This window comes from Neobittarella massiliensis (ex Bilen et al. 2018) (assembly GCF_014269355.1).
Lineage (GTDB): Bacteria > Bacillota > Clostridia > Oscillospirales > Ruminococcaceae > Neobittarella > Neobittarella massiliensis.
In genome coordinates this window covers 324,550-351,450 of record NZ_JACOGI010000001.1, presented here as the reverse complement: position 1 = coordinate 351,450, position 26,901 = coordinate 324,550, and the positions used below count along the sequence as shown (strand labels likewise).

Annotated in this window: 28 protein-coding genes; 18 read left to right on the top strand and 10 right to left on the bottom strand. The window is 57.4% G+C overall.

Going from position 1 to position 26,901, the window contains the following annotated elements; translation table 11 throughout:
- The first annotated feature begins 258 nt into the window (after positions 1 to 258).
- The 7 genes from H8K20_RS14135 (at position 259) to H8K20_RS01645 (ending at position 8,051) form a co-directional block, all read left to right on the top strand.
- Entirely contained in the window at positions 259 to 936 is a 678-nt protein-coding gene (locus H8K20_RS14135) for a response regulator transcription factor (protein ID WP_105203436.1), read from the top strand.
- Positions 918 to 3,530 carry an ATP-binding protein gene (locus H8K20_RS01670; protein WP_186487292.1) on the top strand — a complete coding sequence of 871 codons (2,613 nt, stop codon included), beginning with the start codon at positions 918 to 920 and terminating at the stop codon, positions 3,528 to 3,530. The genes H8K20_RS14135 and H8K20_RS01670 overlap by 19 nt, the downstream gene beginning before the upstream one ends.
- 3 nt (positions 3,531 to 3,533) lie before the next feature.
- The gene (locus tag H8K20_RS01665; protein WP_186487291.1) at positions 3,534 to 4,199 is read left to right on the top strand and encodes an ABC transporter ATP-binding protein; all 666 of its coding nucleotides are present in this window, start codon (positions 3,534 to 3,536) and stop codon (positions 4,197 to 4,199) included.
- A gap of 16 nt (positions 4,200 to 4,215) precedes the next feature.
- The gene (locus H8K20_RS01660; RefSeq protein WP_186487290.1) at positions 4,216 to 5,448 is read left to right on the top strand and encodes an ABC transporter permease; all 1,233 of its coding nucleotides are present in this window, start codon (positions 4,216 to 4,218) and stop codon (positions 5,446 to 5,448) included.
- 12 nt (positions 5,449 to 5,460) lie between these two features.
- Entirely contained in the window at positions 5,461 to 5,976 is a 516-nt protein-coding gene (locus H8K20_RS01655) for a hypothetical protein (RefSeq protein WP_186487289.1), read from the top strand.
- Between the two features lie 53 nt (positions 5,977 to 6,029).
- Positions 6,030 to 6,284, top strand: coding sequence for a hypothetical protein (locus H8K20_RS01650; RefSeq protein ID WP_186487288.1), 255 nt, complete (start codon positions 6,030 to 6,032; stop codon positions 6,282 to 6,284).
- Positions 6,285 to 6,590: 306 nt separating this feature from the next.
- The gene (locus H8K20_RS01645; RefSeq protein WP_243206163.1) at positions 6,591 to 8,051 is read left to right on the top strand and encodes a KUP/HAK/KT family potassium transporter; all 1,461 of its coding nucleotides are present in this window, start codon (positions 6,591 to 6,593) and stop codon (positions 8,049 to 8,051) included.
- 67 nt (positions 8,052 to 8,118) lie between these two features.
- Here H8K20_RS01645 and H8K20_RS01640 read toward each other — a convergent pair whose 3' ends face one another.
- Positions 8,119 to 8,580, bottom strand: coding sequence for an S-ribosylhomocysteine lyase (locus H8K20_RS01640; protein ID WP_105203430.1), 462 nt, complete (start codon positions 8,578 to 8,580; stop codon positions 8,119 to 8,121).
- 212 nt (positions 8,581 to 8,792) lie between these two features.
- Here H8K20_RS01640 and H8K20_RS01635 point away from each other — a divergent pair, with 212 nt between their 5' ends.
- From H8K20_RS01635 to H8K20_RS01590, 10 genes are all read left to right on the top strand, one after another.
- Positions 8,793 to 9,560, top strand: a complete 768-nt coding sequence (locus H8K20_RS01635; protein WP_105203429.1) for an ABC transporter ATP-binding protein — start codon at positions 8,793 to 8,795, stop codon at positions 9,558 to 9,560.
- A complete protein-coding gene (locus H8K20_RS01630) occupies positions 9,553 to 10,380 on the top strand; it encodes an ABC transporter permease (protein ID WP_105203428.1) in 828 nt (275 codons plus the stop codon). The genes H8K20_RS01635 and H8K20_RS01630 overlap by 8 nt, the downstream gene beginning before the upstream one ends.
- 143 nt (positions 10,381 to 10,523) lie before the next feature.
- Positions 10,524 to 11,543, top strand: coding sequence for an ABC transporter substrate-binding protein (locus H8K20_RS01625; protein WP_105203427.1), 1,020 nt, complete (start codon positions 10,524 to 10,526; stop codon positions 11,541 to 11,543).
- Between the two features lie 180 nt (positions 11,544 to 11,723).
- Positions 11,724 to 13,259, top strand: a complete 1,536-nt coding sequence (gene cls / locus H8K20_RS01620) for a cardiolipin synthase (RefSeq protein WP_341480799.1) — start codon at positions 11,724 to 11,726, stop codon at positions 13,257 to 13,259.
- A 33-nt stretch (positions 13,260 to 13,292) separates the two neighbouring features.
- Positions 13,293 to 13,985 carry a Crp/Fnr family transcriptional regulator gene (locus H8K20_RS01615; protein ID WP_186487287.1) on the top strand — a complete coding sequence of 231 codons (693 nt, stop codon included), beginning with the start codon at positions 13,293 to 13,295 and terminating at the stop codon, positions 13,983 to 13,985.
- Positions 13,986 to 14,147: 162 nt separating this feature from the next.
- Entirely contained in the window at positions 14,148 to 15,155 is a 1,008-nt protein-coding gene (locus H8K20_RS01610; protein ID WP_186487286.1) for an MqnA/MqnD/SBP family protein, read from the top strand.
- Entirely contained in the window at positions 15,145 to 15,897 is a 753-nt protein-coding gene (locus H8K20_RS01605) for an ABC transporter permease (protein ID WP_186487285.1), read from the top strand. Before H8K20_RS01610 ends, H8K20_RS01605 begins: the two co-directional genes overlap by 11 nt.
- Entirely contained in the window at positions 15,894 to 16,487 is a 594-nt protein-coding gene (locus H8K20_RS01600) for an ATP-binding cassette domain-containing protein (RefSeq protein WP_243562435.1), read from the top strand. Before H8K20_RS01605 ends, H8K20_RS01600 begins: the two co-directional genes overlap by 4 nt.
- Positions 16,487 to 17,470, top strand: a complete 984-nt coding sequence (locus tag H8K20_RS01595; RefSeq protein WP_186487284.1) for a biotin synthase BioB — start codon at positions 16,487 to 16,489, stop codon at positions 17,468 to 17,470. Before H8K20_RS01600 ends, H8K20_RS01595 begins: the two co-directional genes overlap by 1 nt.
- Positions 17,471 to 17,727: 257 nt before the next feature.
- Positions 17,728 to 18,306 carry a helix-turn-helix domain-containing protein gene (locus H8K20_RS01590; RefSeq protein WP_186487283.1) on the top strand — a complete coding sequence of 193 codons (579 nt, stop codon included), beginning with the start codon at positions 17,728 to 17,730 and terminating at the stop codon, positions 18,304 to 18,306.
- A gap of 149 nt (positions 18,307 to 18,455) precedes the next feature.
- Here H8K20_RS01590 and H8K20_RS01585 read toward each other — a convergent pair whose 3' ends face one another.
- The 7 genes from H8K20_RS01585 to ung all read right to left on the bottom strand — a co-directional run bounded on the left by H8K20_RS01585 (position 18,456) and on the right by ung (position 23,181).
- On the bottom strand, positions 18,456 to 19,295 hold the full coding sequence (locus tag H8K20_RS01585) for a prenyltransferase/squalene oxidase repeat-containing protein (protein WP_207721440.1): 840 nt from the start codon (positions 19,293 to 19,295) through the stop codon (positions 18,456 to 18,458).
- 193 nt (positions 19,296 to 19,488) lie between these two features.
- Complete coding sequence (locus H8K20_RS01580; protein WP_164998079.1) at positions 19,489 to 20,139, bottom strand: putative ABC transporter permease; 651 nt, start codon at positions 20,137 to 20,139, stop codon at positions 19,489 to 19,491.
- A gap of 43 nt (positions 20,140 to 20,182) precedes the next feature.
- On the bottom strand, positions 20,183 to 20,395 hold the full coding sequence (locus H8K20_RS01575) for a hypothetical protein (RefSeq protein ID WP_154865925.1): 213 nt from the start codon (positions 20,393 to 20,395) through the stop codon (positions 20,183 to 20,185).
- Positions 20,396 to 20,409: 14 nt separating this feature from the next.
- Entirely contained in the window at positions 20,410 to 21,210 is an 801-nt protein-coding gene (locus H8K20_RS01570; protein ID WP_186487282.1) for a hypothetical protein, read from the bottom strand.
- Positions 21,204 to 21,902: an ABC transporter ATP-binding protein gene (locus H8K20_RS01565; RefSeq protein WP_105203416.1), complete on the bottom strand. Its 699-nt coding sequence runs from the start codon at positions 21,900 to 21,902 to the stop codon at positions 21,204 to 21,206. Before H8K20_RS01565 ends, H8K20_RS01570 begins: the two co-directional genes overlap by 7 nt.
- A 6-nt stretch (positions 21,903 to 21,908) precedes the next feature.
- The gene (locus H8K20_RS01560) at positions 21,909 to 22,274 is read right to left on the bottom strand and encodes a GntR family transcriptional regulator (protein WP_105203415.1); all 366 of its coding nucleotides are present in this window, start codon (positions 22,272 to 22,274) and stop codon (positions 21,909 to 21,911) included.
- Between the two features lie 190 nt (positions 22,275 to 22,464).
- Positions 22,465 to 23,181, bottom strand: a complete 717-nt coding sequence (gene ung / locus H8K20_RS01555) for a uracil-DNA glycosylase (RefSeq protein WP_186487281.1) — start codon at positions 23,179 to 23,181, stop codon at positions 22,465 to 22,467.
- Between the two features lie 257 nt (positions 23,182 to 23,438).
- Here ung and H8K20_RS01550 point away from each other — a divergent pair, with 257 nt between their 5' ends.
- Positions 23,439 to 24,710 (top strand): LCP family protein, encoded by a 1,272-nt coding sequence (locus H8K20_RS01550; protein WP_186487280.1) that lies wholly within the window; start codon positions 23,439 to 23,441, stop codon positions 24,708 to 24,710.
- Between the two features lie 106 nt (positions 24,711 to 24,816).
- On the opposite strand, the gene H8K20_RS01545 is transcribed toward H8K20_RS01550, so the two are convergent.
- The gene (locus H8K20_RS01545; protein WP_105203412.1) at positions 24,817 to 25,809 is read right to left on the bottom strand and encodes a nucleoside hydrolase; all 993 of its coding nucleotides are present in this window, start codon (positions 25,807 to 25,809) and stop codon (positions 24,817 to 24,819) included.
- A gap of 15 nt (positions 25,810 to 25,824) precedes the next feature.
- Positions 25,825 to 26,901, bottom strand: coding sequence for a BMP family ABC transporter substrate-binding protein (locus H8K20_RS01540; protein ID WP_105203411.1), 1,077 nt, complete (start codon positions 26,899 to 26,901; stop codon positions 25,825 to 25,827).

The following is a 26,901-nucleotide window of genomic DNA, read 5'->3' as shown; positions in this document are numbered from 1 at the left end:
GGCCGAGTGTTTCCCAACTATTGGTTTTTGAGTTTTTGCAGTTTGAGATCGTGGAGACCTGACGTAAGACCATACATGATAAAGGAAAAAGAAACAGAAAAAGCTTATCAGATTTCGGCGGTCTATAGTGCCAAAGCCAAAGGCAGGTGGATATCCACCTGCCTTTTTATTACACGTCTTGCGATTGTGAAGAAACATTCGTGTAACAATTGAAATGATATAATCAGGAAGAATGGACTTTTAGGAGGGTAGCACATCGTGCGACTTTTAATTATTGAGGACGACAAACTCCTTGCTCTATCCATGAAAAAGGGGCTTGAAAAATATGGGTTTTATGTAGATATATCGAATGTCGGGATGGACGGTGAGGAAAAGGCTTACAGCAACGAATATGATGCGATTTTACTAGACCTCAACCTGCCAGATAAAGACGGCACAGAGATTTTGCAATTTTTACGGGAATCTGGCATACAGACCCCGGTACTGATCATTACGGCTCGGGATGAAATAGAGGAGCGTGCATTAGGGCTCGACTTGGGCGCCGATGATTACATCACCAAACCGTTCCAGCTCTTGGAACTGAGAGCGAGGATTCAAGCGGTAATTCGCCGGTTCCATGGCCGAACGAGCCCGGTCATATCGATTGGTGAGCTCTCTATCAATCCGTCGACACGGACTGTGACGGTAAACGCTACACCGGTAGAACTGACACCTAAAGAGTTCGATATTTTGGAATATCTCGCCCAGAGGCACCCTGCAGTCACCACAGCGGAACAGGTGGCAGAACACATCTATGATGAGACTTTTGACCCCTCCTCGTCCATCCTGCGGGTGCATTTCAGCCGCTTAAAACGAAAACTGGCAGATGCATGCGGCAGAGAGGTGCTGCAAAACATTCGCGGAAAGGGGTACTGGCTATGCGAACAGGAAAACTGAAGAGCAGTGTTAAAACTGGCCTAGTGTTTTTCATCTATACTTTACTGGTGTCTGCCGCGTTCTTGGGGAGTGTATTTCTTTTTCAGCGCCAACTTCAACAGGCAGACCCGTTCGCTGAAGCCGGTGACAGATCTTACTACGCGCTGGAGCAGGTCACGCAAGATCAGATACAACAGGATGGATTTGGGCTCATCAGCCCCAACCAAATCACCGAGCCAGAACGATTGAGCAAAGCATATTACGCACAACTTTTATGGTCGCTGGTCCCTCTGACCATTTTTTTCTGTCTATTTTTGTTGGTGACCTCGGTGCTCTTCTGGTCCATTTTAAAACGAGTGCAAGAAAAAAGCACCCGGGAGATAGCTGGGCATCTTCACACTATTATTGACGGAGATGTCCCTTGGAATACAGAGGTGGATCTGGCGCCAGCATATGCATCTCTGAGCCGGCAGATGGAGACCCATTTTGAAGATTATAGACGGCTGAGCGCCTATCTCTCCCATGAGCAGAAGAACGCGATCGCCAGAATGCGCACGCGCATGGAGTTGGAAGAAAACAGCACCTACCTTACCGAATTGGATGACCTGACTGCCGGGCTCGACGACATTCTCACGCTGAGCGACAGCAGTGGTGTCCCCACCGGTCCAGTGGACGTGACAGCGGTCTGCGCCTCTGTTTGCGATGACTATCAAAAGGTGACCGGCATGATATCATTTGACTTTGATGACCGGGATGAGACCATCGTTGAGGGCAAGGAACGCTGGGTGGCTCGTGCCGTTAGCAATTTGGTGGACAATGCAGTCAAATACGGTGGCGGCAAGCCTGTCAAGGTCGGGGTAAAAAGCTTGCATGGCAGCGTCGTAGTAACGGTCGAGGACCAAGGTCCTGGGATCTCGGAAGAAGATCAAAAAAATGTTTTTGATTTCTGCTACCGGGTAAACCCTCTGAACCGGGATGGGTATGGAATTGGCTTGAGCCTTGTAGCTCACGTATGCGACCTGTGCGGCGCATCGGTAACGGTGGATAGCGTATTGGGGAGCGGGTCTACCTTTTATCTGTCATTTCCCCAGAAAAAAGCGCCTCCTATCGGGAGGATGGAAGCACTGGAGAAACATACTGCATGTTATACTGCCCCTTGTAAATCGGACAATCGTCCATACCACAAGGGAACGGAGGGTCAAAACCACATGTATATCTTCACCAATGCGCTGAAAAACATCTGGCGCAATAAGGGGCGGAATGTGCTCCTGTTCTGCGTCATACTTCTGATGATCTTATCGACCGTAGTGTCTGTTGTCATAAATACGGCAACCGGCAACGCCATCAATGCCTACAAAGCTAAATTCGGGTCAGAGGTCACCTTGATCCGCAGCAATCAAAAGATCGAGGAGCAAAATATCCCCCTCAGCAGTCTGCAGGTACCATCTCTAGAAGACTATCAGAAATACGGGGCATCGGCGCTGCTCAAAAGCAAGACGTACGCAGCAACTGCTTTTGTACTCATGGAAGGGCTGGATACTCTTGACCAGGGGAAGAGTGAAGGAGCCGGTATCGTAGGAGAGAGCGGCAGCACCCCGGGCCAAACCGGCGGCAATTTCTTTACACGGCCGGTCGCCACGCTGATTGGGTCTTCTGATCCACAGGGCAGTGCAGAGTTCGAAAATGGCCTGCGAAAAATAAGAGAGGGCAAATTCTCGGATAGTAAAAACACCTGTGTTGTAAGTCAAAAGTTCGCTGAGCTCAACGGCCTGACTGTCGGCTCCTCTGTAACCTTTTCCAATTATTCTTACACCGGTGAAGAGGTGGTCTCTCAGACGCTGACCATCAGTGGCATTTATGAGGATAACGTCCCAGCAGGGAGCAGTGGCGTGGTCACATCCTCCACCAATCGAGGCAATGAGATACTGACCAATCTCAGCACCTTTACCAGCTTGCCACTGTATGAAAATGCAAAGTCAAACGGCATGTTGGATATCCAGGTCTCCTTTATATTAAAGAATCCCGATCTTGCAGATGCCTTTCAGAGTGAGCTGTATGAAAAAGGATTGCCCACCTATTACACAGTCTCGGCGGACGCGTCAAAATACAACAAAGCCGTGGGGCCGGTAGAGGGGCTCTCTCGCATTGCGACCACCTTTATGGCGGTGGTGCTGGTGCTCGGCTCTCTAATATTGATCCTTCTCTCGACATTGGCGATCCGTGAGAGGAAATATGAAGTTGGTGTATTGCGAGCTATGGGGATGAAGAAAGCCAAGATCGCCCTGGGGATGGTCACAGAGATGGTGATCATCACTGCGGCCTGTCTGGTGATCGGTCTTGGAGCAGGCGCTGCCGCTTCGCAGCCCATCACCGATTCTTTACTGCAAAATCAAGTACAGGTATCTCAATCTGATCCCACTTCGCACAGCGACGAGGTCAGCAGCGGTATCCAGTCCGGCCAAAGCACCGTCACCGAGCTGGATACGCGGCTAAGCGGGGCGGCAATCGGTCAGATCGCCATGATCTCTCTGCTTCTGGCACTGGTATCCAGTGCGGCAGGTGTAATCTTCATCACGCGGTATGAACCGGTCAAGATACTGTCGGAAAGGAATTAAAAGATGAGTATATTACAGATGGAGCAAGTCTCTTACCAGTATGCAGGAAGTAAAAAGAAGGTGCTGAAAAAAATCAATATGGCGTTTGAACCGGGAAAACTCTACGTCGTTGTAGGCAGGTCTGGAGCTGGCAAAAGCACCTTGCTGGCGCTATTATCCGGGTTGGACCTCTGTACAGAGGGGAGCATGTATTATGAGGGTCAGGATATGAAGGTACTTGATCGAGATGCGTATCGCGCCAAAGGTATCGGCGTCATCTTTCAGGGATACAATTTGCTGACTAATGCGACGGCACTGGAAAACATCGTGCTCTCGATGAACATAAGTGGGAGCCGAGAAAAAGACAAGAGAGAATATGCCCTGAGGCTGTTGGAGAAGGTCGGTATCGACCGAGATACTGCGATGCGCAAAGTTCTCAAGCTCTCTGGCGGAGAACAGCAGCGCGTGGGGATCGCCCGTGCTATCGCCCATGAGCCGGCCATCATCATTGCCGACGAGCCCACCGGCAACCTGGACGGTGATACTGAAAAGAACATCATGGAGATACTGCGTTCTCTGGCCCATGATCAGGGGAAATGCGTCATCGTCGTCACCCACTCAAAGGCGGTATCTAAATACGCTGATGAGCTGTGGGGACTCAATGCTGGGAACCTCGTGTTTCTGAAGTAAGAATAGGAGTCCCTGTATGTATCTTTTTGAAAATGCTATCCGCAATATTTTTCGCAACAAAGGCCGGAACATTATTTTGGCGCTGGTCACCTTTCTCATCATTTTTGCGGCAGCGGTCTCATTTTTCATCAGCGGCGCCACAGCATCGATGATCCGCAATACCCGCACCCAGTTTGGCAACCAAGCCACGATCGAGCTGAAAGATGAAACCGCCAGCACGGGTGGACTGGAAGTCGCAGCTTACCTGAAATATGGGGCGTCTGACCTGCTTTGCAAAACGGAGTATAGCATGACAGCCTACGGGCGTTTAGATAGTCTGCGCGCACTGGATGAGGAAGCGCCCGATGGGCAGGCCAACACCATTCTCGCCGCCACTTCCCGCACTGATCTGGGAGACGACTTTCGCAAGGGACTTCGCAGTATCACCCGGGGAAAGGCACCGGAGAAAAAAGGAGAATGTCTGATCAGCGAAGAATTCGCTGCCCTCAACTCTTTGAGCATCGGTTCGCAGATAAAACTTTTGCCGGCCGATACCGGGAGAACAGGAACTGCTGAATTCACTGTCTCAGGTATCTATTCTGACAACTCGGTAAACGGTACCGGAGGACAACCCGGGATGCCACTATACAATCGAAATAACGAGATCATCACTACGATAGAAACGGCCGCTGCCATCGATTTTATGGCCGACAGTATAGGTCGGCAGTTTAATGCGGTCTACTTTCTCAAGAGTTCCGACCAGCTAGACGCGTTTCAAAACGAGCTTTTGGAGAAGGGGCTGCCTGCTGCCTACACGGTCAGTGCCAACGAAGAAGAGTACCGGCAAGTGGTCGCCCCAATTGAAAAGCTCTCCAAAATCAGCAACATCTTTCTGCTTGTGGTCCTTTTGCTGGGCACGTTCGTTCTGGTCCTCATATCCGTAATGTCGATGCGGGAACGAAAATATGAGGTTGGGGTACTGCGGGCGATGGGGATGAAAAAGCCGAAAGTCCTGCTGGGGATGCTTACGGAAACACTGGCAGTTACAGCTGTATGCCTGCTCTTTGGACTATTGGCCGGAGCGGTGGCGGCACAGCCGGTGGCCAATACACTAATACAGCAGGCAGCTCAAGTCAATATCCACATGACCGCTCCGATCATTGGACAAATCAGCATGGTAGCACTGTTATTGGCAGGTTTGTCCAGTACAGCCGGCATTTTGTATATCACGCGATTTGAACCCAACAAAATCTTATCTGAACGAAATTAGGGGAGGACTCTCATGAAAAAATTAGCCATGCTTCTCGTAGCTCTTGCTGTTCTTTTTACCACCACCGCCTGTACCAGCCGCAATGGAGGAGGTGATTCGCAAGGCCTAGGAAACAGTGGAAGTGCGCAGAACAGTTCTTCGAATAGCACTAAAAACAGCGTTTCACCCGGACAAGGCAACGGCAGTAGACAGCCGGGAGAAAACCAACAGGTAGATGCCTATTACAGTATGGATGATCTGATCACACGGGTCAAACAGGCCGGCTGTATCGATGGTACACCAGAGCCATTAGATGTCAAAGCCATCGGCGCTGTAAAAGGTGTTGCATATGGAAATGTCGTGTTCTTGGATTATGAGTTTACCGACAAAAAGGAATTTACAGATGCTTACGCTGCAAACAAAGTTTTAGTAAAGGGAAAAGATGCAAAGATCGGTGCAATAAATGGTCCGTATGTCATGGCGTTTTTAAATCATAACATAGACGAACAGGCGGTAAAGGCATTTCACTCGCTGGGCTTTGGCGGATAGCCGAGAACAGGCAAAAAAGGAAAGGCAGGTGGAGATCCACCTGCCTTTCCTGATTGATGCCGGCTATCCACCCGGTGGCCGGCGGCTTTTGCGGCAGTGCCCGTACCCAGGACTTTGTTATATACGACGAGGAGATTGTCTATATCGTACCGGCCAAGATGATGGCGGCCACGGTGAGCGACCCGCCGGCCGATGGGGCCGGGGCGGCCCAGGAGGTACCGGCGCAGTTGGAGGCGTCGTATTCTATCCCCCAACACCTGAAACTCTGGCGTGATCTTGCCGCCCAGGGGCCACAGACAGCGCAGTGAGCGCAGACATAGAGGCGACACCGGCACAACGTGTACTGTACCGGTGTTTTTTAGTGTGAGGCGCTGAGCCGGCTCCCCCCTGCCCCGCAGCCGGGCGCAAAACGGCAAAAAGCCAAAAGCCGGAGCGGCGAAATGACAAAATCGCGGCTTGACGGCGTCTGAGCCGCCGTTTGCGGCGCACACCGGCTTTTGCCTTTTTTATGGGAAAGCATTATAACGAGAGAGCCCGCTCGTTAAGGGCGCGTAAAGAAACACGACCGGCCGGGCGCCAGCGGCGGACCGGTGCCGGTGACAGGAGTTGAGGACATGATGACAGGAGCTTCGGCCCCATTGGCGACACGGCCCAAGCGCACCGCTCTCTCGGCCGGAGGAGCGCTCATTGCCCTGGGGGTGGTGTCCGGTGATATCGGGACCTCGCCCATGTATGTGCTCAAGGCGGTCATTGCCCAAAATGGCGGTATGGCGGCAGTCAGCGACGAGCTGATACTGGGGGCTCTGTCGCTGGTCATATGGACGCTGACGCTGCTGACCACCGTGAAGTACGTGCTGATCGCCATGCGGGCGGACAACCGCGGTGAGGGCGGCATTTTTGCCCTGTACAGCCTGGTGCGCCGCTACGGCGGCTATTTGGTGATACCGGCCATGGTGGGCGGGGCGGCGCTGCTGGCCGACGGAATGCTGACTCCCGCGGTGACGGTGACCACTGCCATAGAGGGGCTGCGCACCGTGGGTTCCGCACGGCGCTTTTTGGACGGCGAACACGCGATCCTGCTCATCGTGCTGGCTGTCATCACCCTGCTGTTTTTGGTGCAGCGGGCGGGCACCAGCCGCATAGGTAAGGCCTTCGGCCCGGTGATGGGGGTCTGGTTTTTGTTTTTGGCGGCGGTGGGAGTATACTGTATCGGCGGCGACTGGTCGGTGCTGCGGGCTTTTAACCCGCTGCGGGGCCTGGGGCTGCTGTTTTCGCCCCACAACCGGGCCGGGTTGCTGATACTGGGCAGCGTATTTTTGGCCACCACCGGCGCCGAGGCGCTGGGGCTGGCGGCGGTGATCCTATGGGTGATGGCGGTGTGGTATAAAGGGACCCAGATCGAGCGCAGCCAGGCAGTACAGTACCCGCTGACAGACTACCTGGAGACCCTGCGAGACCTGCGCGGCGATACGTCGCTGCCGCTGTTTTGTGATAACCTGGTGTACATCACCCGCAGCCGGCCCGGTGACGGGGTGGACCGGGATATCCTCTACTCGATCTTTGACCGGCGCCCCAAGCGGGCGGCCGCCTACTGGCTGGTGAGCATAGCGGTGACCGATGAGCCCTACACCCGGCAGTACACTGTGCAGAGCTTGGGCACCGACTACCTGTTTCGGGTGCAGCTGCAGCTGGGTTTTAAGGTGCATCAGCAGGTAAATACCTACCTGCGGCAGATCGTCACCGACCTGATAGAGAGCGGTGAACTGCCGCCGCAGGGACACCGGTACTCGGTGTACGGGCGTCGGCAGGTGGGGGATTTTCGCTTTTGTATTCTGCGCAAACAGCTGCCGGCGGGCTGTGCGCTGCCGGCTGTCAGCCAGGCGGTGATGGCCTGCAAATATGCTATACGGCGGGCAGCGGGCACCCCTATCCGCTGGTACGGGCTGGAAAATGCGGCCACCTTTATCGAGTACCTGCCGCTGTTTGTGAGCCGGCGTGACCAGACCCGCCTGGCCCGCGCCCGGCCGGGCGCCGCCAAACAGGATACCGGCACGCCGGCGAGCATGCGCGCATAGCAATAAAAGAGGAGGAGCACTTTTGCTCCTCCTCTTTTTTGCCGGTGCAGATAGAGCTTGCGGGGCTCTAGGGCAGATAGACCATCTGTTCCTCGGTCCAGTTTTGCAGGACGCGGCACATCTTTTGGGCATACTGCCGGCACTGCTCGAGGTCGTGCTCCAGGTAATTGCCGCACTCGATGCGGCTGGCCCCGGGGATGGGGCCCTGATAGCCGGCGATAAAGGCAAAGGCGGCCCGTGTGAGCGCGATGGCCTCTGCCCTGCTGACGGTGTCGCGGGCCAGCAGGTAAAAACCGGTGCGGCAGCCCATGGGGCCCACGTAGATGATCTTATCAGACCAGGCGCTGCTGCGCGCATAGGTGGCAAACAGGTGCTCGAGGGTGTGCAGGCCGGCATTTTCCAAGTACGCGCCGCCATTGGGGCGGCACATGCGGATATCGTAGGTGACGACATCGCCGTCGACCCGGGACACATACATTCCTTCGGTGAGGCGGTCGTGATTTACCTGGAAGCTCTGGATCTTTTGCATGGGGCTCATCCTCTCGTACTTTTTGCCTTTTACTATACCACAGCGGGGCGCGCGGCACAATGCACCCATCGCGGCCGCTGCTCATACACTACTAGTATCGGCGGGTGGGCCACCGACTGCCCACACAAGAGCGCCCGGTGCACAGGATGCCGGGCTCTCTCCCCTTTTTGGCCCGCCCCGGCGATCTGATAATTGCCTAGGAGGTTTTAACAGTGGACAGTATTTTAAAAGTAGACCATGTATCGCAGAAGTACCAGGCGCAAAACGGCGAAGTCACCGCCATTCAAAATATCACCTTTTCGGTAGACGAGGGGGAGTTCATCAGCATCGTGGGGCCGTCGGGCTGCGGCAAATCCACCCTGCTGTCTATCGTGGCGGGGCTGGATAGGCCCACCTACGGCCATGTCTATCTGGCGGGACAACCTGTCAGCGGTATCTCGAGCCAGATCGGCTACATGCTGCAAAAAGACAACTTGCTGGAGTGGCGGACCATTTGGCGCAACGTGTTGCTGGGGCTGGAGATACGCGGGCTATTGACCCCGGAGAACACCGAGCACGCCGAGCAGCTGCTGAAGACCTATGAGCTGTACGAGTTTCGCGACAAGTACCCCTCACAGCTCTCGGGCGGCATGCGGCAGCGGGCGGCGCTGATACGGACACTGGCGGTGCGCCCCCAGATCTTGCTGCTGGACGAGGCGTTTTCGGCGCTGGACTACCAGACCCGGCTGACGGTGACCGACGACATCTACCAGATCTTAAAGCGGGAACACAAGACCACGTTGATGGTGACCCACGACATTCCCGAGGCCATCAGCATGTCTGACCGCATCGTGGTGTTGTCGGCCCGGCCGGCCACGGTGAAAAACACCCATATCATCGAGTTCGAGCCCGCCGGTATGGCCCCGCTGCAGCGCCGCAACAATCCCAAATTCAGCCACTACTTCAACCTGATCTGGAAGGAGCTGGACCAAAATGACTGAGGCAACTGCCGTCGTTTCTAAAGAGCGGGCGCTGTACCTGCAAAAGGTGCGCCGCCGCAAAAACCGCATTCGCTTTACGCAGATCACCATTCTGCTGGCGATCTTGTCGCTGTGGGAGATACTGGCACAGGTCGGCATCATCGACAGCTTTGTGATGAGCCAGCCGTCGCGTATCGCCAAAACATTTTTAAACGCCGCCCAAAACGGTTTGGCCCTACATATCGGCGTCACCTGTCTGGAGACCTTGATCGGGTTTTTGGCCGGGGTGATGTTGGGGGTAGGTATTGCCATTTTGCTTTGGTGGTCTCCTTTTCTATCGAAGGTGTCGGAGCCGTACCTGGTGGTGCTCAACTCGCTGCCCAAGATCGCGCTGGGGCCGGTGATCATTATTTGGGTGGGGGCCGGCATGCAGGCCATCATCGTGATGGCGCTGGCCATCTCGCTGATCGTGACGGTGATGGAGATGCTAAACGGCTTTTTAGCCACCGACCCCGAGACCATGAAGATGGCCCGCACCTTTGGCGCCAGCCGCATGCAGCTGTTTTCAAAGATCGTGTTCCCGGCCAACCTGCACACGCTGTTTAACTCCCTCAAGGTGAATATCGGCCTGTCGCTGGTGGGCGTGATCGCCGGTGAGTTTTTGGTGTCAAAAGCCGGGCTGGGCTACCTGATCGTATACGGCGGGCAGGTGTTCCAGATGGACCTGGTGATGGCCAGCGTGATCATTTTGGCGGTGCTGGCCGCCCTGCTCTACGAGGTGGTCGTGATTATTGAGCTGCTGGTGACCCGGCACCTGGGCCACCGTCTGCGCGGGCACTGAAAATAGAACTTTTGCGGGGCGCCGGCCAGATTTTGGCCGGCGCCCCACCGATTTTGGAACACTTTTTGCCGCCGGCGCATAAACCGGTATATCTGCAGGCCGCACCACCACTGCGGCCCAAACTACATAAAGGAGTGTACGCCATGAAAAAAAGCACCAAAGCGCTGGCCGCCGTTATGGCGCTGGCCGTGACTGCCGGCATCTTCACCGGCTGTTCGTCCAGCAAAAAAGAGGGGGATAAGAAAGAGCTGACCAAAGTGAAGGTGAGCGAGGTCACCCACTCGGTATTCTACGCCCCCCAGTACGCCGCCATCAATCTGGGTTTTTTTGAGGACGAGGGACTGGATATCGAGCTGTCGGCCGGTCAGGGCACCGACAAGGTGATGGCCGCGGTGCTGTCGGGCTCTATCGACATCGGCTTTGGCGGCCCCGAGGCGGCCATCTACATCTATAACGAGGGCAAGAAGGACTACAGCCAGATCTTTGCCCAGGTCACCAAGCGCGACGGCTCGTTTTTGATGGGCCGCGAGAAGGTGGAGTCGTTTGACTGGAACAGCTTAAAGGGCAAGAGCCTGCTGCCGGGCCGCAAAGGCGGCGTTCCCTACATGACGCTGGAGCACGTGGTGAAAGAGAAAGGGCTGACCCCCGGCACCGATGTGGTGTTTGACGACAGCATCCAGTTCTCGGCCATGGCCGGCGCCTTTACCGGCGGTACCGGCGACTTTGTCACCGTGTTCGAGCCCACCGCCTCGATGATGGAAAAAGAGGGTAAAGGCTATATCGTGGCCTCGATCGGCGAGGAGAGCGGCGAGATCCCCTACACCGCCTACTTTGCCAACAAAGACCTGCTGGCTGAAAAGCCGGAGCTGTACCAGAAATTTGTAAACGCTCTGTACCGGGGCCAGCAGTGGGTGCAGGAGCACTCAGCCGCCGAGATCGCCAAAGCGATCGCCCCGTCGTTTGCCGACACCGACATGGATATTTTGGAGACGGTGGTACAGCGCTACAAGGATATCGACGCCTGGAGCACCGACCCGGTGATGGAGGAGCAGTCTTTTGAAAAGCTGCAGGACATCATGAGCGAGGCCGGTGAGCTGGATGCGCGCGCCGACTACTCGAAACTGGTCAACAACACCTTTGCCGAAAAAGCGGTAAAGGGCTGAGCGGGACAGAAACATTTTATAGGAGGTGGCGCCTGTGCGGCGCCACCTTTTTTGGTGCTGGCCAGCTCCCAAACAGCAGACAGGTACCCAGCGCGGCGGTAATCTGTTATAATGGGGGTGGAAGTGATGTGCAGACCGCCTGATATGTGACCGGGCGATCTTTTGAGGGGGGGCGGTCCGGTGCAAAAAAAGTGGTTTCGCGAGCTGTTTCGCCGCCGTATGTTGGTGGCGTTTCTCATTCTTTTACAGATGGGGTGCATGCTGTATCTCATCATCAGCGGCAGCCGGGCCTCGCAGGCGGTCAACTGGGTGCTGGTGGCCATTAGTCTGGTGGTGTCGCTGCAGATCGTATCCACCCGCGATAAGGGCGCCTATAAGCTGACCTGGGTATTTTTGATCCTGCTGTTTCCGGTGTTTGGCGGGCTGCTCTACCTGGTGTTCAACTTTCAGACCTCGACCAAAAAATTCTCGCGGCAGATCCAGGCCGCGCAGGAGATGGCGGCACCGCTTTTTTACCTGCCCGGAGACTGTTTTTTGCAGGCGGCCCGGCAGGCGCCGCAGCACATGGCACAGATGCGCTACCTGCAGCAGTTCGTGGGCTTTCCGGTGTACGGCCACAGCCAGACCACCTATTTCCCCTCGGGCAAGGCAAAACTGGAGCGGCTGCTCTTGGAGCTGGAGAGAGCCGAGCGCTATATTTTTTTAGAGTACTTCATCGTGCAGCAGGGCGTGATGTGGGACAGCATTTTTCAGGTGCTGCGGCGCAAGGCGGCCCAGGGGGTAGATGTGCGGCTGCTGTACGACGACCTGGGCTGTTTTTTGCTGTTGCCCACCGACTTTCCCCAACAGATGGAGCGCGCAGGCATCCGCTGCGCGGTGTTCTCCCCCTTTAGGCCCATGCTCACTGCGCGGCAAAATAACCGCGACCACCGCAAGATCATCTCGATAGACGGCAAGGTGGCCTTTACCGGCGGGATCAACCTGGCCGACGAGTATATCGACGTGTACGAAAAGCACGGGCGCTGGAAAGATGCCGGCATTATGGTAGAGGGGGCTGCCGCCTGGAGCTTTACGCTGATGTTTTTGCAGATGTGGTCGCTCTACCAGAAACAGCCGGAGGACTTTGCCGGCTACTACCCCTGGGCAGACGGCCCCTGCCCCCAGCAGAGCGACGGACTGGTACAGCCCTATGCCGACAGCCCCATGGATAAAGAAAACGTGGGGGAACACGTGTACATGCAGATGATCGCCGGGGCCAAAGATTACCTGTACATCACCACCCCGTACCTGATCGTGGACGACAGCATGGTGTCGGCGCTGTGTCTGGCGGCCAAGAGCGGGGTGGATGTGCGCATCATCACCCCGCACAAGTGGGACAAGTGGCTGGTGCACATGACCACCCGCTCGTACTACCGGGAGCTGATCCAGGGCGGGGTGCGCATCTACGAGTACACCGAGGGGTTCATCCACGCCAAGACGTTCGTATCGGACGACGAGGTGGCCACGGTGGGCACCACCAACATGGATTTTCGCAGCCTGTACCTGCACTTTGAGTGCGGGGTATGGATGTGCGGCAGCCGGGCGGTGGGCGAAGTAAAAAGCGATTTTTTACAGACTTTACAGGTGTGCCAGGAGATCACCGAAGAGGACTGCCGCTGCGGCTTTTTCACCCGGCTGGCGCAGGACGTGATCCGGCTGGTGGCACCGCTGATGTGACCGGCCCGCGCGCCGGAAAAGAGGAGGGGCGTTATGGCGCTGACACTGACGGCCGAGGACCTGGCGGCCCTGCAGAAGAGCGAACTGTTTTGCGGCCTGCAGGGGCCGGCGCTGCAGCGGGCACTGGCTTTTTTTGACGCGCTGCCCGGGCAGTACCCCAAAGGGGCGCTGCTGCACCGCTGTGGCAGTACGCTGGCGCGGTTTGGGCTGGTGCTCACCGGCAGCGTACAGGTGTTTATGGACGATATCGACGGCAACCAGATCATTATGGCCGGGGTGGGGCCGGGCAGTACCTTTGGCGAGTCGATGTGCTTTTTGGCGGTGGAGGAGCAGCCCATCTCAGTCGTGGCGGCCAGCGATACCCGGGTGCTTTGGATGCAGACGGCAGCCATACACCGCGCCTGCGGCGGCGACCCCCAGGACCACCTGCTGGTGGAGCGGTTCATTGCGCTGCTGGCCGGCAAGGCGCTGTCGATGAATGACCGGGTGCAGGTGCTCTCGAAAAACACGCTGCGGGGAAAGCTGGTAGTGTTTTTTACCCAGTGTGCCCACCGCGCCGGCAGCAACCGCTTTACGGTGCCTTTTGGCCGACAGGACATGGCCGCCTACCTGGGCACCGACCGCAGCGCGCTGTCGCGGGAGCTGTCGAAGATGCAGCGCGAAGGCGTGCTGCGATTTCACAAAAATCAGTTTGAACTGCTCACGTCGATGGGACCCACCCTCTGACAATATTTTGACAGACCGACCATTTCGTTGCAAATGCAACGGCACACAGCAGAAATATGGGGTATGATACATACGCGGCCAGAGATGGCGGCGTATGTTTGCGTTTTGGGGCCCTGTGGCATAAAACGGGCGCCCGTTTAAAAAGAGAGAGAGGGAATTTTTGTGAAGAGAGTACTGTCTGCGCTGCTGGCGCTTTCGCTGGTGACCCTTTTGTTTGCCGGCTGCGGCGAAAAAGACACCGGTGACAAGGGAAATGTCTCCTCGGGGCAGGAGGCGACCACCACCATTCGCCTGGGCGGCCTGAAGGGCCCCACCTCTATGGGTATGGTCAAACTGCTTTCTGACGCCGAGGAGAAAAAGAGTGAGAGCCAGATCGAGTTCACGATGGCCGGATCGGCCGACGAGCTGACCCCCAAGCTGCTCAAGGGAGAGCTCGATATTTTGGCAGTACCGGCCAACCTGGGGGCCATCCTCTATAACAACTCTGAGGGGGCGGTGGAGTTTTTGGCCATCAATACCCTCGGTGTGATCTACATCACCGAAAAAGGCGGCAACACGGTAAACAGCTGGGCCGACTTAAAGGGCAAGACCATCTATGCCACCGGTAAGGGCTCCACGCCGGAGTACGCGCTCAACTACCTATTACAGCAAAACGGTCTTGACCCGGCCACCGATGTGACGGTGGAGTGGAAGAGCGAGCCCACCGAGGTGGTGGCCCAGATGGCCACCCAGGACCAGGCTATCGCCATGCTGCCCCAGCCGTTCGTAACGGTGGCCAGCACCCAGATCGCCGATCTGCGGGTGGCGCTGGACCTGACCGGAGAGTGGGACAAACTGGATAACGACAGCCAGTTCATCACCGCCGGGCTGATCGTGCGGCGGGAGTTTGCCGAGAAGTACCCCCAGCAGTTACAGAAATTTTTAGAGGAGTACAAAGCCTCGACCGACTATGTGAACCAGAACGTGGAGGCGGCCGCGCAGTTGGTGGAGAAGTACGATATCGTCAAGGCGCCCATCGCCCAGAAGGCCATCCCCTACTGCAATATCACCTATATTGACGGCAGCGAGATGAAGACCGCTCTGAAGGGTTATTTACAGGTGCTGTACGACCAGAACCCTGCCTCGGTCGGCGGCAAACTGCCGGCTGACGATTTCTACTATGAAAAATAAACTGTTCTGGCAGCGCGCCGGTGCAGTGCTGTTTGCCTTAGTGCTGTGGCAATTTGCCGCTATGGCACTGGGGCAACAGCTGCTTTTGGTGACCCCGGTAAAGGTGGCCGGACGACTGGCCGAGCTGGTGCGCGAGAGCGCATTTTGGCAGACGGTGGGCTTTAGTTTTTGGCGCATCGTGGCCGGCTTTTTGCTGGCCCTGATTGCCGGGGCGGTACTGGGGGCGCTGTCGGCCCGGGTACACGCTATCGAGGTGCTGCTGTGGCCGTTCATCGTGGCGGTAAAGTCGGTGCCTGTCGCCTCTTTCATCATCCTCAGCCTGATCTGGCTGCAGGCCAGCAGCTTGTCGGTATTCATCTCGTTTTTGATGGTGTTTCCGGTGGTGTACTTTAACACCTTACAGGGCATGCAGGCCACCGACCGGCAGCTGGTGGAGATGGCCCACCTGTTTAAAGTACCTTGGCGCCGCCGGCTGCTGTACATCTACCTGCCGCAATTACAGCCGTTTTTGCTCTCGGCCTGCAGCGTGGCACTGGGCATGTCGTGGAAGGCGGGCATCGCCACCGAGGTCATCGGCATCCCATCGGGGTCGATCGGGGAGCAGCTATACGAGGCCAAGGTATACCTGAGCACCGCCGATCTGTTATCGTGGACGGTGGTCATCGTGCTGGTGAGCGTGCTGTTTGAAAAACTGTTTATCACCTTACTGAAACGGGCCTTTGCCGGATTGGAGCGACTGTGAGCGATATCGTATTGCGCGGCATCACCAAGCGCTTTGGCGACAAGGTGGTGCTCGAGGATCTAAACGCCCGCTTTTTAAAGGGGCAGACCAGCTGTATCATGGGTCCCTCCGGCTGCGGCAAGACCACCCTGCTACAGCTGCTGATGGGTTTTTTGACGCCCGACGAGGGGACGATCACCGGCGTGCCGAAAAAAAAGAGCGCCGTGTTTCAAGAGGACCGGCTGTGTGAGCCGTTTACAGCGGTCTCGAACATAAAGATGGTACTGGGGCGCACGGCCGATACCGGGCGTATACGCGACCACCTGCGGCAATTGGGGCTGGAGGAAGCGGCGCTCGACAAGCCGGTACGGGACTTTAGCGGCGGTATGAAACGGCGGGTATCGATCGCGCGGGCGGTGCTGTTTGGCGGCGAAGTGCTGTTTTTAGACGAGCCCTTTAAGGGGTTGGACGCCGCCACCCGCGAGCAGGCTATGGATTACGTAAAGCGCCACACAAAGGGCAGCACCGTGCTGCTCATCACTCACGACCAACAAGAGGCCCGGAAGATGGGCGGACAGCTGCTGGCTATGGCGCAGAGAGGAGAACCGTGATGGAGATAACGACCCGGTCGGAGGTACTGGAAGTTTTGCGCATGGACAGAAGCCGCTTTGAAAGCGAGATCTTGCCGGCGGCGGGTGCGGCACTGGACGCCCAGAAAGGCGGACAGCTGCGGGTGACCTCGATGCTGGGGTACTCGAACATCTGCAAAAACAAGTGCCTGTACTGCGGCATGCGGGCGGGCAACACCGGGGTAAAGCGCTACCGAATTGCCCCGGCCGAGATCGTGGCCGCCGCCAAAATGGCTGCAGAGAGCGGGTTTGGCCGCATTTTTCTCATTTCGGGAGAGGACCCGGGCGCCCACTTTGAGGACCTGCTGTACATAGTGGAGCAGATCCACGCGCTGGGGCTCTACCAGAGCTTGGCCTGCGGTGAGTACAGCGCCCAGCAGTATGCCCAGCTGCGGGCGGCCGGGGCCGACGAGTACGTGATGAAATTTGAGATGTCGGACCCCGAGACGTTTGACCGGCTCAATCCCTCTACCAACTTTGCCCAGCGCATGGCGGCCATTGAGGCGGTGCAGGCAAGCGGTATGAAGCTGGCCTCGGGCAACATCGTGGGCTTTCCCGGACAGGATATAGAGCAGCTGGCTGACGACATCATGCTGATGAAAGAGTTACAGATCAGCTGGGCGCCGGTCATCCCCTACATGCCGGCCATGGGCACCCCGCTGGCCGCTGAAGGCGGGCGGGGCGACCTGCTGACCAACCTGAAGGAGATCGCTCTTTTGCGGCTGATGATACCGGGGGTGAACATCACCGCCCAACAGCCGGGAGAGGACTTGAAAAACGGGCTGGCCGACGAGCAGGGCAACCTGGATGCTATCGCCGCCGGAGCCAACGTGCTGTTTTGCGACCTGCTGCCCGAGACCATGGCCGGCGATTTTCGAGTCATCGATCACCGCAACGTCACCGGTACGGCCCACTTATACCAGATCGCCGAGAAGAGCGGCTTAGAGCTGGATTTTGGGGTGTAAGGTCCCTGATATATCATCTTTAAAAAGGAGAGATCGCCTGCTGAGGCGATCTCTCCTTTTTATGATACATCTGAAATATTTATGGGTTTATCTAGCTGCCGATCGTCACCTCTTTTTTTGCAGAAAGACGGCTGTCAAATTCTTTTGACAGTAGTTTTTTGACCATGTCAACAGTTCTTGCTGGACCTGACGTGTTACGAATGTTAAGCTGGTCAAAAGCCTGGTATACAGGCAGGTGATATGAGGAGTGTAACGGCATGGATATCGGCAATCAAATAAAAAAGTTTCGGACCAATTTACAGCTCTCTCAGGAGATGCTCGCTGAAAAGATGTGTGTTTCAAGACAGACCGTATCTAACTGGGAGACCCAAAAAAGCTATCCGGACATCCACCGTTTGCTACAGCTCGGCGCGCTGTTTCAAGTTTCTCTGGACCAGTTGCTCGAGGGAGATATTGAGCGCATGCGACAGCAGGTCGAGCAAAAAGAGATAGATAAACTCAATCGATACAGCGCTGTATATGCGGTCTTTTTGCCCGTTACTGTACTTGCTGCTGTGCCGCTGGTCAAATGGTGGGGACTTGGTGGTGCGCTGCTGTGGACCGTGTTACTGGGGGCTACCCTGATTTTTGCCCTGCGTCTCGAACGCTTAAAAAGGCGCCACGATATCCAGACCTATAGGGAGATCGTGGCCTTTATGGAGAATCGGCCGTTAAACGGCGAGCGGAAACAGCAGAAATTGGGCAAACGACCTTACCAAAAAATCCTGCTAGCCATAGGCAGCGCTGTTTCTGCTCTGCTGCTATGTGCGGTGCTATGGAGCCTTTTTTCTCATTGATCGGTGTATCGGCGACACCGGCATACCTCAAAGGCCATACCTGTAAACACCGGCTCTCGCCACTCGGATCATGCGGCCGGCACCGCCCCGGTGCCGCCCTGGATAGGTGCACCACCAGCGGATGTGCCCGGCGCTTTTGCTGTGGCAGGTCATCCGAGATTTTGCAGGATCTCGCGGTAGCGGGCGGTGGCCAGCGAGCTGGGCTGCCCCTTTTTGCAAAAGGACAGACCGGCCAACTTGGGAACTACCCGCTCGACGACGATCTGGCCGTCGACCGTTTTTTCTTGTAGGGCGTGAAAGGCCTCTAAAAAACGGCGGTCCCCCCGCACGGCAGGCAAGTGGGACAACACGTAGACGTATAAAAACAAATTGTAGCCCCGGAAGGGGTACTCCACCTGCATAAACCGGCTGCCGATCCCATAGTGGCAGGGGCCGATGGGCTTTTTGATATCCCAGTGAGCCAGCAAAAACTTCGCCGCCCGCTCCAGCGCCGGCTGACAGTCACACCGGCCGCTGCGCCGCAGTGCGTCCAGCGCTATGAGCGTGGGGTAGGGGTTGGAGTACGCGGTCTCGGGCCCGCGGCCAAAGAAGTATTTCTCGCAGCGCCAGCCTCCGTCGGGCTGCTGAGTATCGAACAGGTGCTGCATCGTCACCTGCAGACGCGGGTGACAGCTCTGCCCCAGCTGGCACAGGACCTGGGCGGCATGGGCTGTTTGGCAGGGAAAGATAGCGCCTTTGGGGTAGAGACGAAAGCGGCCGTCAGGGCGCTGACAGTTCCACAGCAGCGCGGCGGCGGCCTGCAAGTCGGGGTCTTGCGGCTCTACGCCCAGCTCCAGCAGGTACTGCATACACTCCAGCATATTAAAGGGCGAGCCCTTGAGCAGCCGGTGGTCCGGCGTGGTCCAATAGTCTCCTCCCTGGTCGTGCCGGTGGGCGCGTATCGCCTCTACATCGGCGGCAAACAGCTCGTCTACTGCCACGAAGATCATCTCCCCTCTTTTTCGGGCGCCACTGACACCCGAAAAGCTCCTTTTTTATGCGTATACCTTGTTCAGCCGGTATGTGTGGTGTGAAAAAGTCGACTGCCGGGGGCAGCCCATGCCGACAGGTATAAAAACAGACGGTGTGCCGAAACGGTGCACCGCCTGTTTTTTTATGTATGGGTGAATGTGCCGGCCGGCGCTACTTTTGCACCTGGGTGTTGGGGTAGCGCTGCTGGAGCACGGCATCGCTGTAGTGGGTGTCTAAAAACACGGCCAGCGGGTCGGCGGCGACAACACCTTCGCGCCGCTGGGCCTGACGGCCCACCGCCATAAAGGAGAGGCCCATATTGACGGCCATAAAGATGGCCACGGCCACTGTGAGCCAGCCGGCCTGCTGCTGCAGAATACGGCTGATGAAAGCATCTAACCGCGGGTAGAGCACCCGGATCCAAAACAGGCCCAGCGCGCCCCAGCCCAGAGCATAAAACAGATTGACCCGGCCGCCGATGCTGAAAGGCAGATGACTGTATTCCCACGAGACGGTGCCCAGCAGGCGCTCCTCGATATAGCTGTAGGCAAACTCGTACCCGGCACCCAACAGCGCCCCGCAACCAAACAGCCACAAGTTGCCCCGGTGCTCTACCGCTGTGAGCAGCACCGTGAGCAGCACGGCCCCAATGCCGTATACCGGATTAAAGGGACCATACAGCACGCCGGCCCGGCTCTGTACGGTGCCGGTGGTGAGTACACACCACAGTGTCTCTACGACCACACCGCCCAGACTGCCGGCCATAAACAGCCAAAACAGCTTGGCGGGTGTGAGCTTGCCTACCTGTGTTTGCCGTTGCATGGATCTATTTCTCCTCTCGCATGTATTTGTTTGCATGTAGTACTCAGCGGATGGTGCTGCTGGGCAGCCGCCCTAAAAAGCGATACACCACGGCGGCACTTACGGCCAAACCGGCCGACAGCACCAGCAGCGAAAACAGCCACAGCGGTACCGCGCGCAGTGCCAGCGTGACGGCCAGAGACCCGGCGCACACCGCCGCGCTGGCCCCGGCCACCGCCCCCAGTAACAGCCGGGGGAGCAATTTGCAGTTTGACATGATCGGTTATTCCCCTACTCTAAATTGAGTTTGTGTTTGAGCAGATAGTTGGTGGCGATGAAACAGGCCACCCCAATAACTGCCGAGAGACCTATGGTGGAGAGCATGAGCCCATGCAGGAAATTGATGGGCGGTATAGCGGCGTTTAACATATCCAGCCCGCCCATGGCGATGCCCAGCACCATGATGACGCCGGTGGAGAGTATCTGTGTGGTCATGTACAGCACCACGTAGGCGCCGATGGAGCCCAGCAGCCGGTGACCGCGCACCTGGTGGCCGATGGCGATGGCGCAGTAGACCATGAAACCGCCCGATACCAGCCCCACCAACATGGCGATGATGGTCTCGATGACCAGCGGCAGCAGCTTGGCCTGATACACCTGCTCGAACATCCACACCAGCTGGTGTAAGAGGTGGCCGATGGTGGCGAGCACCTCGCGGTTCCAGACCAAGATCAGGATAGACAGCAGCACGACGGCGACGGTGGCGATGCTCCAGACGGTGGCGGTGATGAATTTGGACCAGATGTGGCTGGCCGGCGAGACCGGCAGCGTGTTCATGAGGTAGCCCTCATCGCCCAGCAGGTTTTTGTAAAAGCGCTGTATCATCACCACAAAGCCCACTACGAACACGGCGATGAGTACGCAGACATAGAGGATGATGCTCAGGCCGGCCAGTGTATCCATAAACGATATCTGGCTCTGCAGCACCAATAGCCCCTTAGAGACCAGTGTGAGCAGCAGCACTGCGCCGAACATGGGCAGGTAGATGCGGCTGGTGGCTTTAAACTCGTGTTTTATCAGTTTGCCTAGCATTTGAATACCTCCCGGAACAGACCGTCGACCGATTTGCCCTGCTTTTCGCGGATGTCTTCCACCGCCGCCTGCAGCATGACCTGGCCGTCTTTGATGAACACCACATCGTCGAGGATCTGCTCTACGTCGGCGATGAGATGGGTGGAGATGAGCACGGTGGCATTTTCGTCGTAATTGGAAATGATGGTCTGCAGGATGTAGTCCCGCGCGGCCGGATCTACGCCGCCGATGGGCTCATCCAGCAGGTAGAGCTGGGCGCGGCGGCTCATGACCAGGATGAGCTGTACCTTTTCTTTGGTGCCTTTAGACATGGTCTTAAAGCGCGCCCGCGGGTCGATCTGCAGGCGGCTGAGCATATCATAGGCCCGCTCTTTGCTAAAGTCGGGGTAAAAGTCGACGAACATGTCGATGGCGTCGTCGACCTTCATCCAGTCGCTGAGATAGGTGCGCTCGGGCAGGTAGGAGACGATGCGCTTGGTCTCGATGCCCGGGGCGAACCCGCCGATCTGTATTTGGCCGGCGGTGGGGCAGAGCACCCCACTGAGTATTTTGATCAGTGTGCTCTTACCCGAACCGTTAGGCCCCAAAAGGCCGATGATACGGCCCTTGGGCAGCGCCAGATTGACCCCCCGCAGCGCCTGTTTGATACCGTAATTTTTGGTGAGGCCGCTGATCGACACGATAAGATCCATATCCCTCTATCCCCTCTCTGCTACGGCGCGTTCCATCAGCGCCACGATCTCGACCCGTGAAAAACCCAGGTCAGCCATTTTGTTTAAAAAAGCCTGCGCCTGCTCCAGCGCGATGTCTTCCCGCATTTTTTGTATCCTCCCCGCGTCTTCGGTAATGAAGCGGCCGCTGGTGCGCTGGGCGTACACCAGATCGCTGCGCTCGAGCTCGGTCAGCGCCTTTTGCATGGTGTTGGGGTTTACCCCCGCCTCCTGCGCCAGATCCCGCACCGAGGGCAATTTATCCCCCGGGCGGTACACGCCGGTGATGATGCGCTGGCGGATCTTGTCCGCCAGCTGGATGTAGATAGGCCGGTCATTTTTTATCTCCCACATCTGGCCACCTCCCGATGTACCACTGTACTAAGTCGTTAATACAATAATACAGCTGTGCAGATCGGTTGTCAAGCGCTTATCAAAGATTTTATCAAAAACTGTCGCCAGCGGCGGCGGCAGCGCGTTTTAGCCGGTAACGGCACTACACCGATACACAAAAAAGCCGGCCGCAGTGCGGCCGGAACACATTTTACTCGCTTTTATTGCAGGGGCCATCCCCCTCTGCTGCCGTTTTATTGCGGCCCAGGTTCCACTCGATGCCCCGCCCGTAGTGCTGAAGCAAAAAGGCGTTTGTCTGCGAGAAGTGGCGACAGCCGAAAAAGCCGCGAAACGCCGACAGCGGGCTGGGGTGGGGCGCGCGCAGGATCAGGTGCTGGCGGCCCTTGATCAGCGGCGCTTTGCGGCCGGCATCGCTGCCCCACAGCAGAAACACTATCGGCTCGGGCCGCTGACCGAGTTTGGCGATGACCGCATCGGTAAAGCGCTGCCAGCCAAATTCGCGGTGGCTGCCCGCCCGGCCCCGCTGCACCGTGAGGCAGCTGTTGAGCAGCAGCACCCCCTGCTCTGCCCAGGGGCCCAGGTAGCCGGTATCGGCCGGGGGGATGCCCAGATCGTCATACAGCTCCTGGTAGATGTTTTGCAGCGAGGGGGGAATGGGCATACCCGGCGCCACCGAAAAGCTCATCCCCTGCGCCTGGCCGGGGCCGTGGTAGGGATCTTGCCCCAGGAGTACCACCCGCACCTGTTTATAGGGCGTCTTTAAAAAAGCGGTGAACACCTGGCCCCGGGGCGGGTAGACGGTGGCGGTGCGGTAGGCCTGCTGCACCCGCTGCACCAGCTGTTTAAAATAGGGGGCCGCCAGTTCATCGGCCAGCGCCTCGCTCCAATCGCCCAACTTTTCGTACATTGGATCTCCTCCCCGTCCTCGGTAAAAGTGAAACTGCCCCTATCATAGCACGGGCGGACGGCGGCTGTAAACCTATATGGCCGGGGTCGATCGGTGGCAGATCGTGGCAGCTGATCGTCCCTCTGCGTTGCATTTTAGCGCGAATTATACTATAATAAGGCAGTTCTTATGCACTGGGGCCCTCACGGTGACAGCTGTCGCCGTGAGGGCCCGGCAAAGGCGGCTACCGCCGCCCGGTACAGAAAGGAGTGACCGCAATGTCCAGACCAGACAGGGGTTCTGACCCCTTTGACATTTTGGATACAGGCAGTGGCGACACCGGCCTGACTGGCGACTTTACCCCCGGCGCCCCCCGCCGGACCCCGACCGATGGCGCCGACAACACCCGCACGTATCAGCCGGCCCCCAGCGCCCCCTATACCCAGCCAACAGAGGCGCGCACCCGCGAGATACCCGGCGGGGAGGAGAGCGGTGAAGACGCACAGGAGGCCGACGGCCAGAGTGGTCGCAGCCGCAAAAAAAGACAGAAAAAAGGTGATCGAGTGAAACACGGCGAACCCAAACAGAAAAAGGCAAAGAAAAAACACGGTATCCTCTTTAAAATAGGCATTACGCTGCTGGTGTTGGTGCTGCTGGTCGGCGCTGCCGGCGGCTACCTGATCTGGGATATGACCAAAGGACTGGATTCCCAGAAATTGGATAAGGGAAAGCTGGGCATCACCACCGGTCTGGACAGCAAGGTGAAAAATATCGCCCTGTTTGGTGTGGATTCCCGCGACAGCAGCACCAACTCCCGTTCTGACTCGATCATGATCTTGTCGGTGGACAAGGCGCACAACAAGGTGAAGGTATCCTCCATCATGCGCGACGCCTATGTCAACATCCCCGACCGCGGCTACGACAAGATCACTCATGCCTATGCCTTTGGCGGGCCGGAGCTGGCCATTCGCACCCTCAACGAAAACTTTCAGCTGGATATCGCCGACTACGCCACCGTCAACTTTAACGACATGGCCGAGATCGTCGACGCGGTGGACGGCGTGACGCTGGAGATATCTGACGAAGAGGCGGAAAACGCCAATAACAGCATCGCCGAGCAGTGCCAGATCGCCGGCAAAGACCCCAGTGCCTATTATTTCTCGGGCGGGGGCACCTACCAGATGAACGGCATTCAGGCAGTTGCCTACTCCCGTATCCGCTATGTGGGCAACGGCGACTTCGGCCGCACCGAGCGCCAGCGCGAAGTGCTCTCGGCCATCTTCTCCAAGGCGCTGAACATGTCTCCGCTGGAGTACCCCGGTATGGTCAAGCAGCTGCTCTCGCTGACCACCACCTCGATCGGTTTTGACACGGTGATGGCCTACGGCCCCATGATGCTGGGCAAACCCACTTTTGAGACCAGCCGCTTCCCCTGCGATGGCGACTACTGGGGAGACATGTCGACCGGTACCTACTACATGATGTTTGACGAGGAGACCACTGTGCAAAAGCTGCACGACTTTATCTATAACGATGTGGCGCCCGCGTGATAACGGGCTAAAAGAAAAAGGGGGGCCCCGATCGGGGTCCCCTTTTTGTGAGAAGGAAAAACACTTGCAGTGTTGTGGCCAAAATAAACCTTGGCCCTTAGATCATTTAGGGCAGTCGCCTGCCGGACAGACGGGCAAACAGGTCGGAGAATATTTTTTCGCGGTGCACCGCATAGGCACAGGCCATGCTGTGGCCGGCGGGGCGCACTTCATAGTAGCCGCTGTAGCTGGGCGGCCAGGCCGGCAGTATCTGGGTATCTACCATGTCTTTGCCCATCAGCCAGGAGACCGGAGCGATATCCCAGATGATGCGGTTCCACTGGGGCCCCTGGCAGTAGAGGGCGGCCTCTTTGGCGGTGAGGTCGCACAGGTAGTTGCAAAAGGCGTTTTGTCCCCGCAGCGCCGCCTCCAGCTCGGGGCCGGTGACCGCCAGCTGTTCGCACACACCGGCACAGGGAAACTGCACCAGTGGCACTTTGCTGGCAAACACGGCCCGGGCGGCGGCGATATCCTGCACCAAGTTAAACTCACGGGTGTTGGGCCAGTGGCGGCTATGGCCGCCCAGCCAGAGCACTACGATGTTGTCGCGGATAGCCGGACGGCACAGCAGCGCTGAGGCCACGTTGGTGATAGCGCCGATCGCCACCACGTACAGCGGATCTTCTGGTAGGCGGCGCTCTGCCAGATCGATGATCTTCTGCGCGCCCGGCGATAATACCGGCGTCTTCTCGTCGGGCAAAAAGCTTTCGGCGCCCAGGTAGACGTCTTTTTTTCGCTGTGGACAGCCGAGCAGTTCCAGCACGTGAAGGATCTCGCGGTAGCTGCGCTGCATGCCCTGCGCAGGGCTTTCTGCTTTGATATTATGAAAAGGGGCGGCGGTGATAGCCTGTATGCGTACCCGGTCGGGGGCGCATAACAGCCAAGCTAGCGCGTACTGATCGTCGATCTCGTTGTAGGCGTCGGTATCTACTACCGCGTCGACCGTGCCGGTCGGGGGCTGTAATCTGCTCTGTAGCCAGCGGTCGCGGACCAGGTCCCGGTCCGGCTCGCGGCCATAGCCGCAGTCGAAGTAAGTCTGTAGCAGCGGGGGATATCTCACGGTGTTTTTCCCCCTTTACGGCTTGACCGCGTTGCGCATCTGGGCAAAGGTCTCCTGCTCCATGCCGTAAGCAGTTTTGACGGTGATGGCGCCGCTGGCGATCTGGTCGGCGACCTGCTGCACCTCATCGCGAACCGGCTGCGGGACCGTTTGCCGGTAGTAGTCGTTATCGGCCAGTACGGTGGCCCCCTGCTTGACGCCCCACTTCTCCATGGTGCCGAAGGCGATGTTGCCATCCAAGCTATCTTTGATTATATTGTAGAGGGAGACATCGTTGCGCTTGAGCATAGAGGTGACGATGACATCGGCCACCTTGGGATTTGACTCGAGGAAGTAGGCCCGCTGGTCGGCGTCGACCCCGATCGCTCTGGCGCCGCCGCGGTCGACGCAGGCCTCGAACACGCCCAGCCCGGCACCGCCGGCCACCTGGTGCAGCACATCGGCCCCCTGATCCATCTGCAGGTAGGCCAGCTCTTTGGCCTTGGGCGAATCGGTGAAGCCGCCCACATAGGAGATGGCCACCTTGGCGTTGGGGTCGGCGTACTGGACGCCCTGGATGTAACCCACCAGAAAATCGTTGATGCCCACAGCCTCGGTGCCGCCCACCAGGCCGGTGACCCCGCTGGCAGACAGCCGCTGGGCCAGCACACCGGTCAAAAACTCTCCCTGGTGCTGCAGATAGGCCACCACAAACACGTTGGGCATCGTCAGCTCGTACACCGGGTCGATATCGAAGGCGACGAACTTGGTATCGGGGAAGTCCTCGTAGCACTTCTCCAGGAACTCGATCATCTCGTTGCCGCTGAAGATGACCATGTCATAGCTGCCGGCCGCATCCTGCAGCGTGGGCTCCATACGGGATTTGTTGTCGGCCCCGTACTCCACCGCCTTGACTTCGAGGCCGAATTCTTCACCGGCCTTTTTTACGCCTTCCCAGGCCACGTCATTAAAAGATTTATCGCCCAGGTTGGAGCAGAGATAGGCGATCTTCTTGATCTCTTTTTGCTCCTGAGCACCGTTTTTACCGCCGCAGCCGGACAGGCTGCCCAGGCAGAGCACTGCTGCCAGCAGCACCGCCAAATACTTTTTCAT

Bases quoted from the DNA above. Each gene is read 5' to 3' on its own strand.
- H8K20_RS01670 (WP_186487292.1), top strand. From the start codon at position 918: ATGCGAACAGGAAAACTGAAGAGCAGTGTTAAAACTGGCCTAGTGTTT.
- H8K20_RS01665 (WP_186487291.1), top strand. From the start codon at position 3,534: ATGAGTATATTACAGATGGAGCAAGTCTCTTACCAGTATGCAGGAAGT.
- H8K20_RS01660 (WP_186487290.1), top strand. From the start codon at position 4,216: ATGTATCTTTTTGAAAATGCTATCCGCAATATTTTTCGCAACAAAGGC.
- H8K20_RS01655 (WP_186487289.1), top strand. From the start codon at position 5,461: ATGAAAAAATTAGCCATGCTTCTCGTAGCTCTTGCTGTTCTTTTTACC.
- H8K20_RS01645 (WP_243206163.1), top strand. From the start codon at position 6,591: ATGATGACAGGAGCTTCGGCCCCATTGGCGACACGGCCCAAGCGCACC.
- H8K20_RS01640 (WP_105203430.1), bottom strand. From the start codon at position 8,580: ATGCAAAAGATCCAGAGCTTCCAGGTAAATCACGACCGCCTCACCGAA.
- H8K20_RS01630 (WP_105203428.1), top strand. From the start codon at position 9,553: ATGACTGAGGCAACTGCCGTCGTTTCTAAAGAGCGGGCGCTGTACCTG.
- H8K20_RS01625 (WP_105203427.1), top strand. From the start codon at position 10,524: ATGAAAAAAAGCACCAAAGCGCTGGCCGCCGTTATGGCGCTGGCCGTG.
- H8K20_RS01615 (WP_186487287.1), top strand. From the start codon at position 13,293: ATGGCGCTGACACTGACGGCCGAGGACCTGGCGGCCCTGCAGAAGAGC.
- H8K20_RS01605 (WP_186487285.1), top strand. From the start codon at position 15,145: ATGAAAAATAAACTGTTCTGGCAGCGCGCCGGTGCAGTGCTGTTTGCC.
- H8K20_RS01595 (WP_186487284.1), top strand. From the start codon at position 16,487: ATGGAGATAACGACCCGGTCGGAGGTACTGGAAGTTTTGCGCATGGAC.
- H8K20_RS01590 (WP_186487283.1), top strand. From the start codon at position 17,728: ATGGATATCGGCAATCAAATAAAAAAGTTTCGGACCAATTTACAGCTC.
- H8K20_RS01585 (WP_207721440.1), bottom strand. From the start codon at position 19,295: ATGATCTTCGTGGCAGTAGACGAGCTGTTTGCCGCCGATGTAGAGGCG.
- H8K20_RS01580 (WP_164998079.1), bottom strand. From the start codon at position 20,139: ATGCAACGGCAAACACAGGTAGGCAAGCTCACACCCGCCAAGCTGTTT.
- H8K20_RS01575 (WP_154865925.1), bottom strand. From the start codon at position 20,395: ATGTCAAACTGCAAATTGCTCCCCCGGCTGTTACTGGGGGCGGTGGCC.
- H8K20_RS01570 (WP_186487282.1), bottom strand. From the start codon at position 21,210: ATGCTAGGCAAACTGATAAAACACGAGTTTAAAGCCACCAGCCGCATC.
- H8K20_RS01565 (WP_105203416.1), bottom strand. From the start codon at position 21,902: ATGGATCTTATCGTGTCGATCAGCGGCCTCACCAAAAATTACGGTATC.
- H8K20_RS01560 (WP_105203415.1), bottom strand. From the start codon at position 22,274: ATGTGGGAGATAAAAAATGACCGGCCTATCTACATCCAGCTGGCGGAC.
- ung (WP_186487281.1), bottom strand. From the start codon at position 23,181: ATGTACGAAAAGTTGGGCGATTGGAGCGAGGCGCTGGCCGATGAACTG.
- H8K20_RS01550 (WP_186487280.1), top strand. From the start codon at position 23,439: ATGTCCAGACCAGACAGGGGTTCTGACCCCTTTGACATTTTGGATACA.
- H8K20_RS01540 (WP_105203411.1), bottom strand. From the start codon at position 26,901: ATGAAAAAGTATTTGGCGGTGCTGCTGGCAGCAGTGCTCTGCCTGGGC.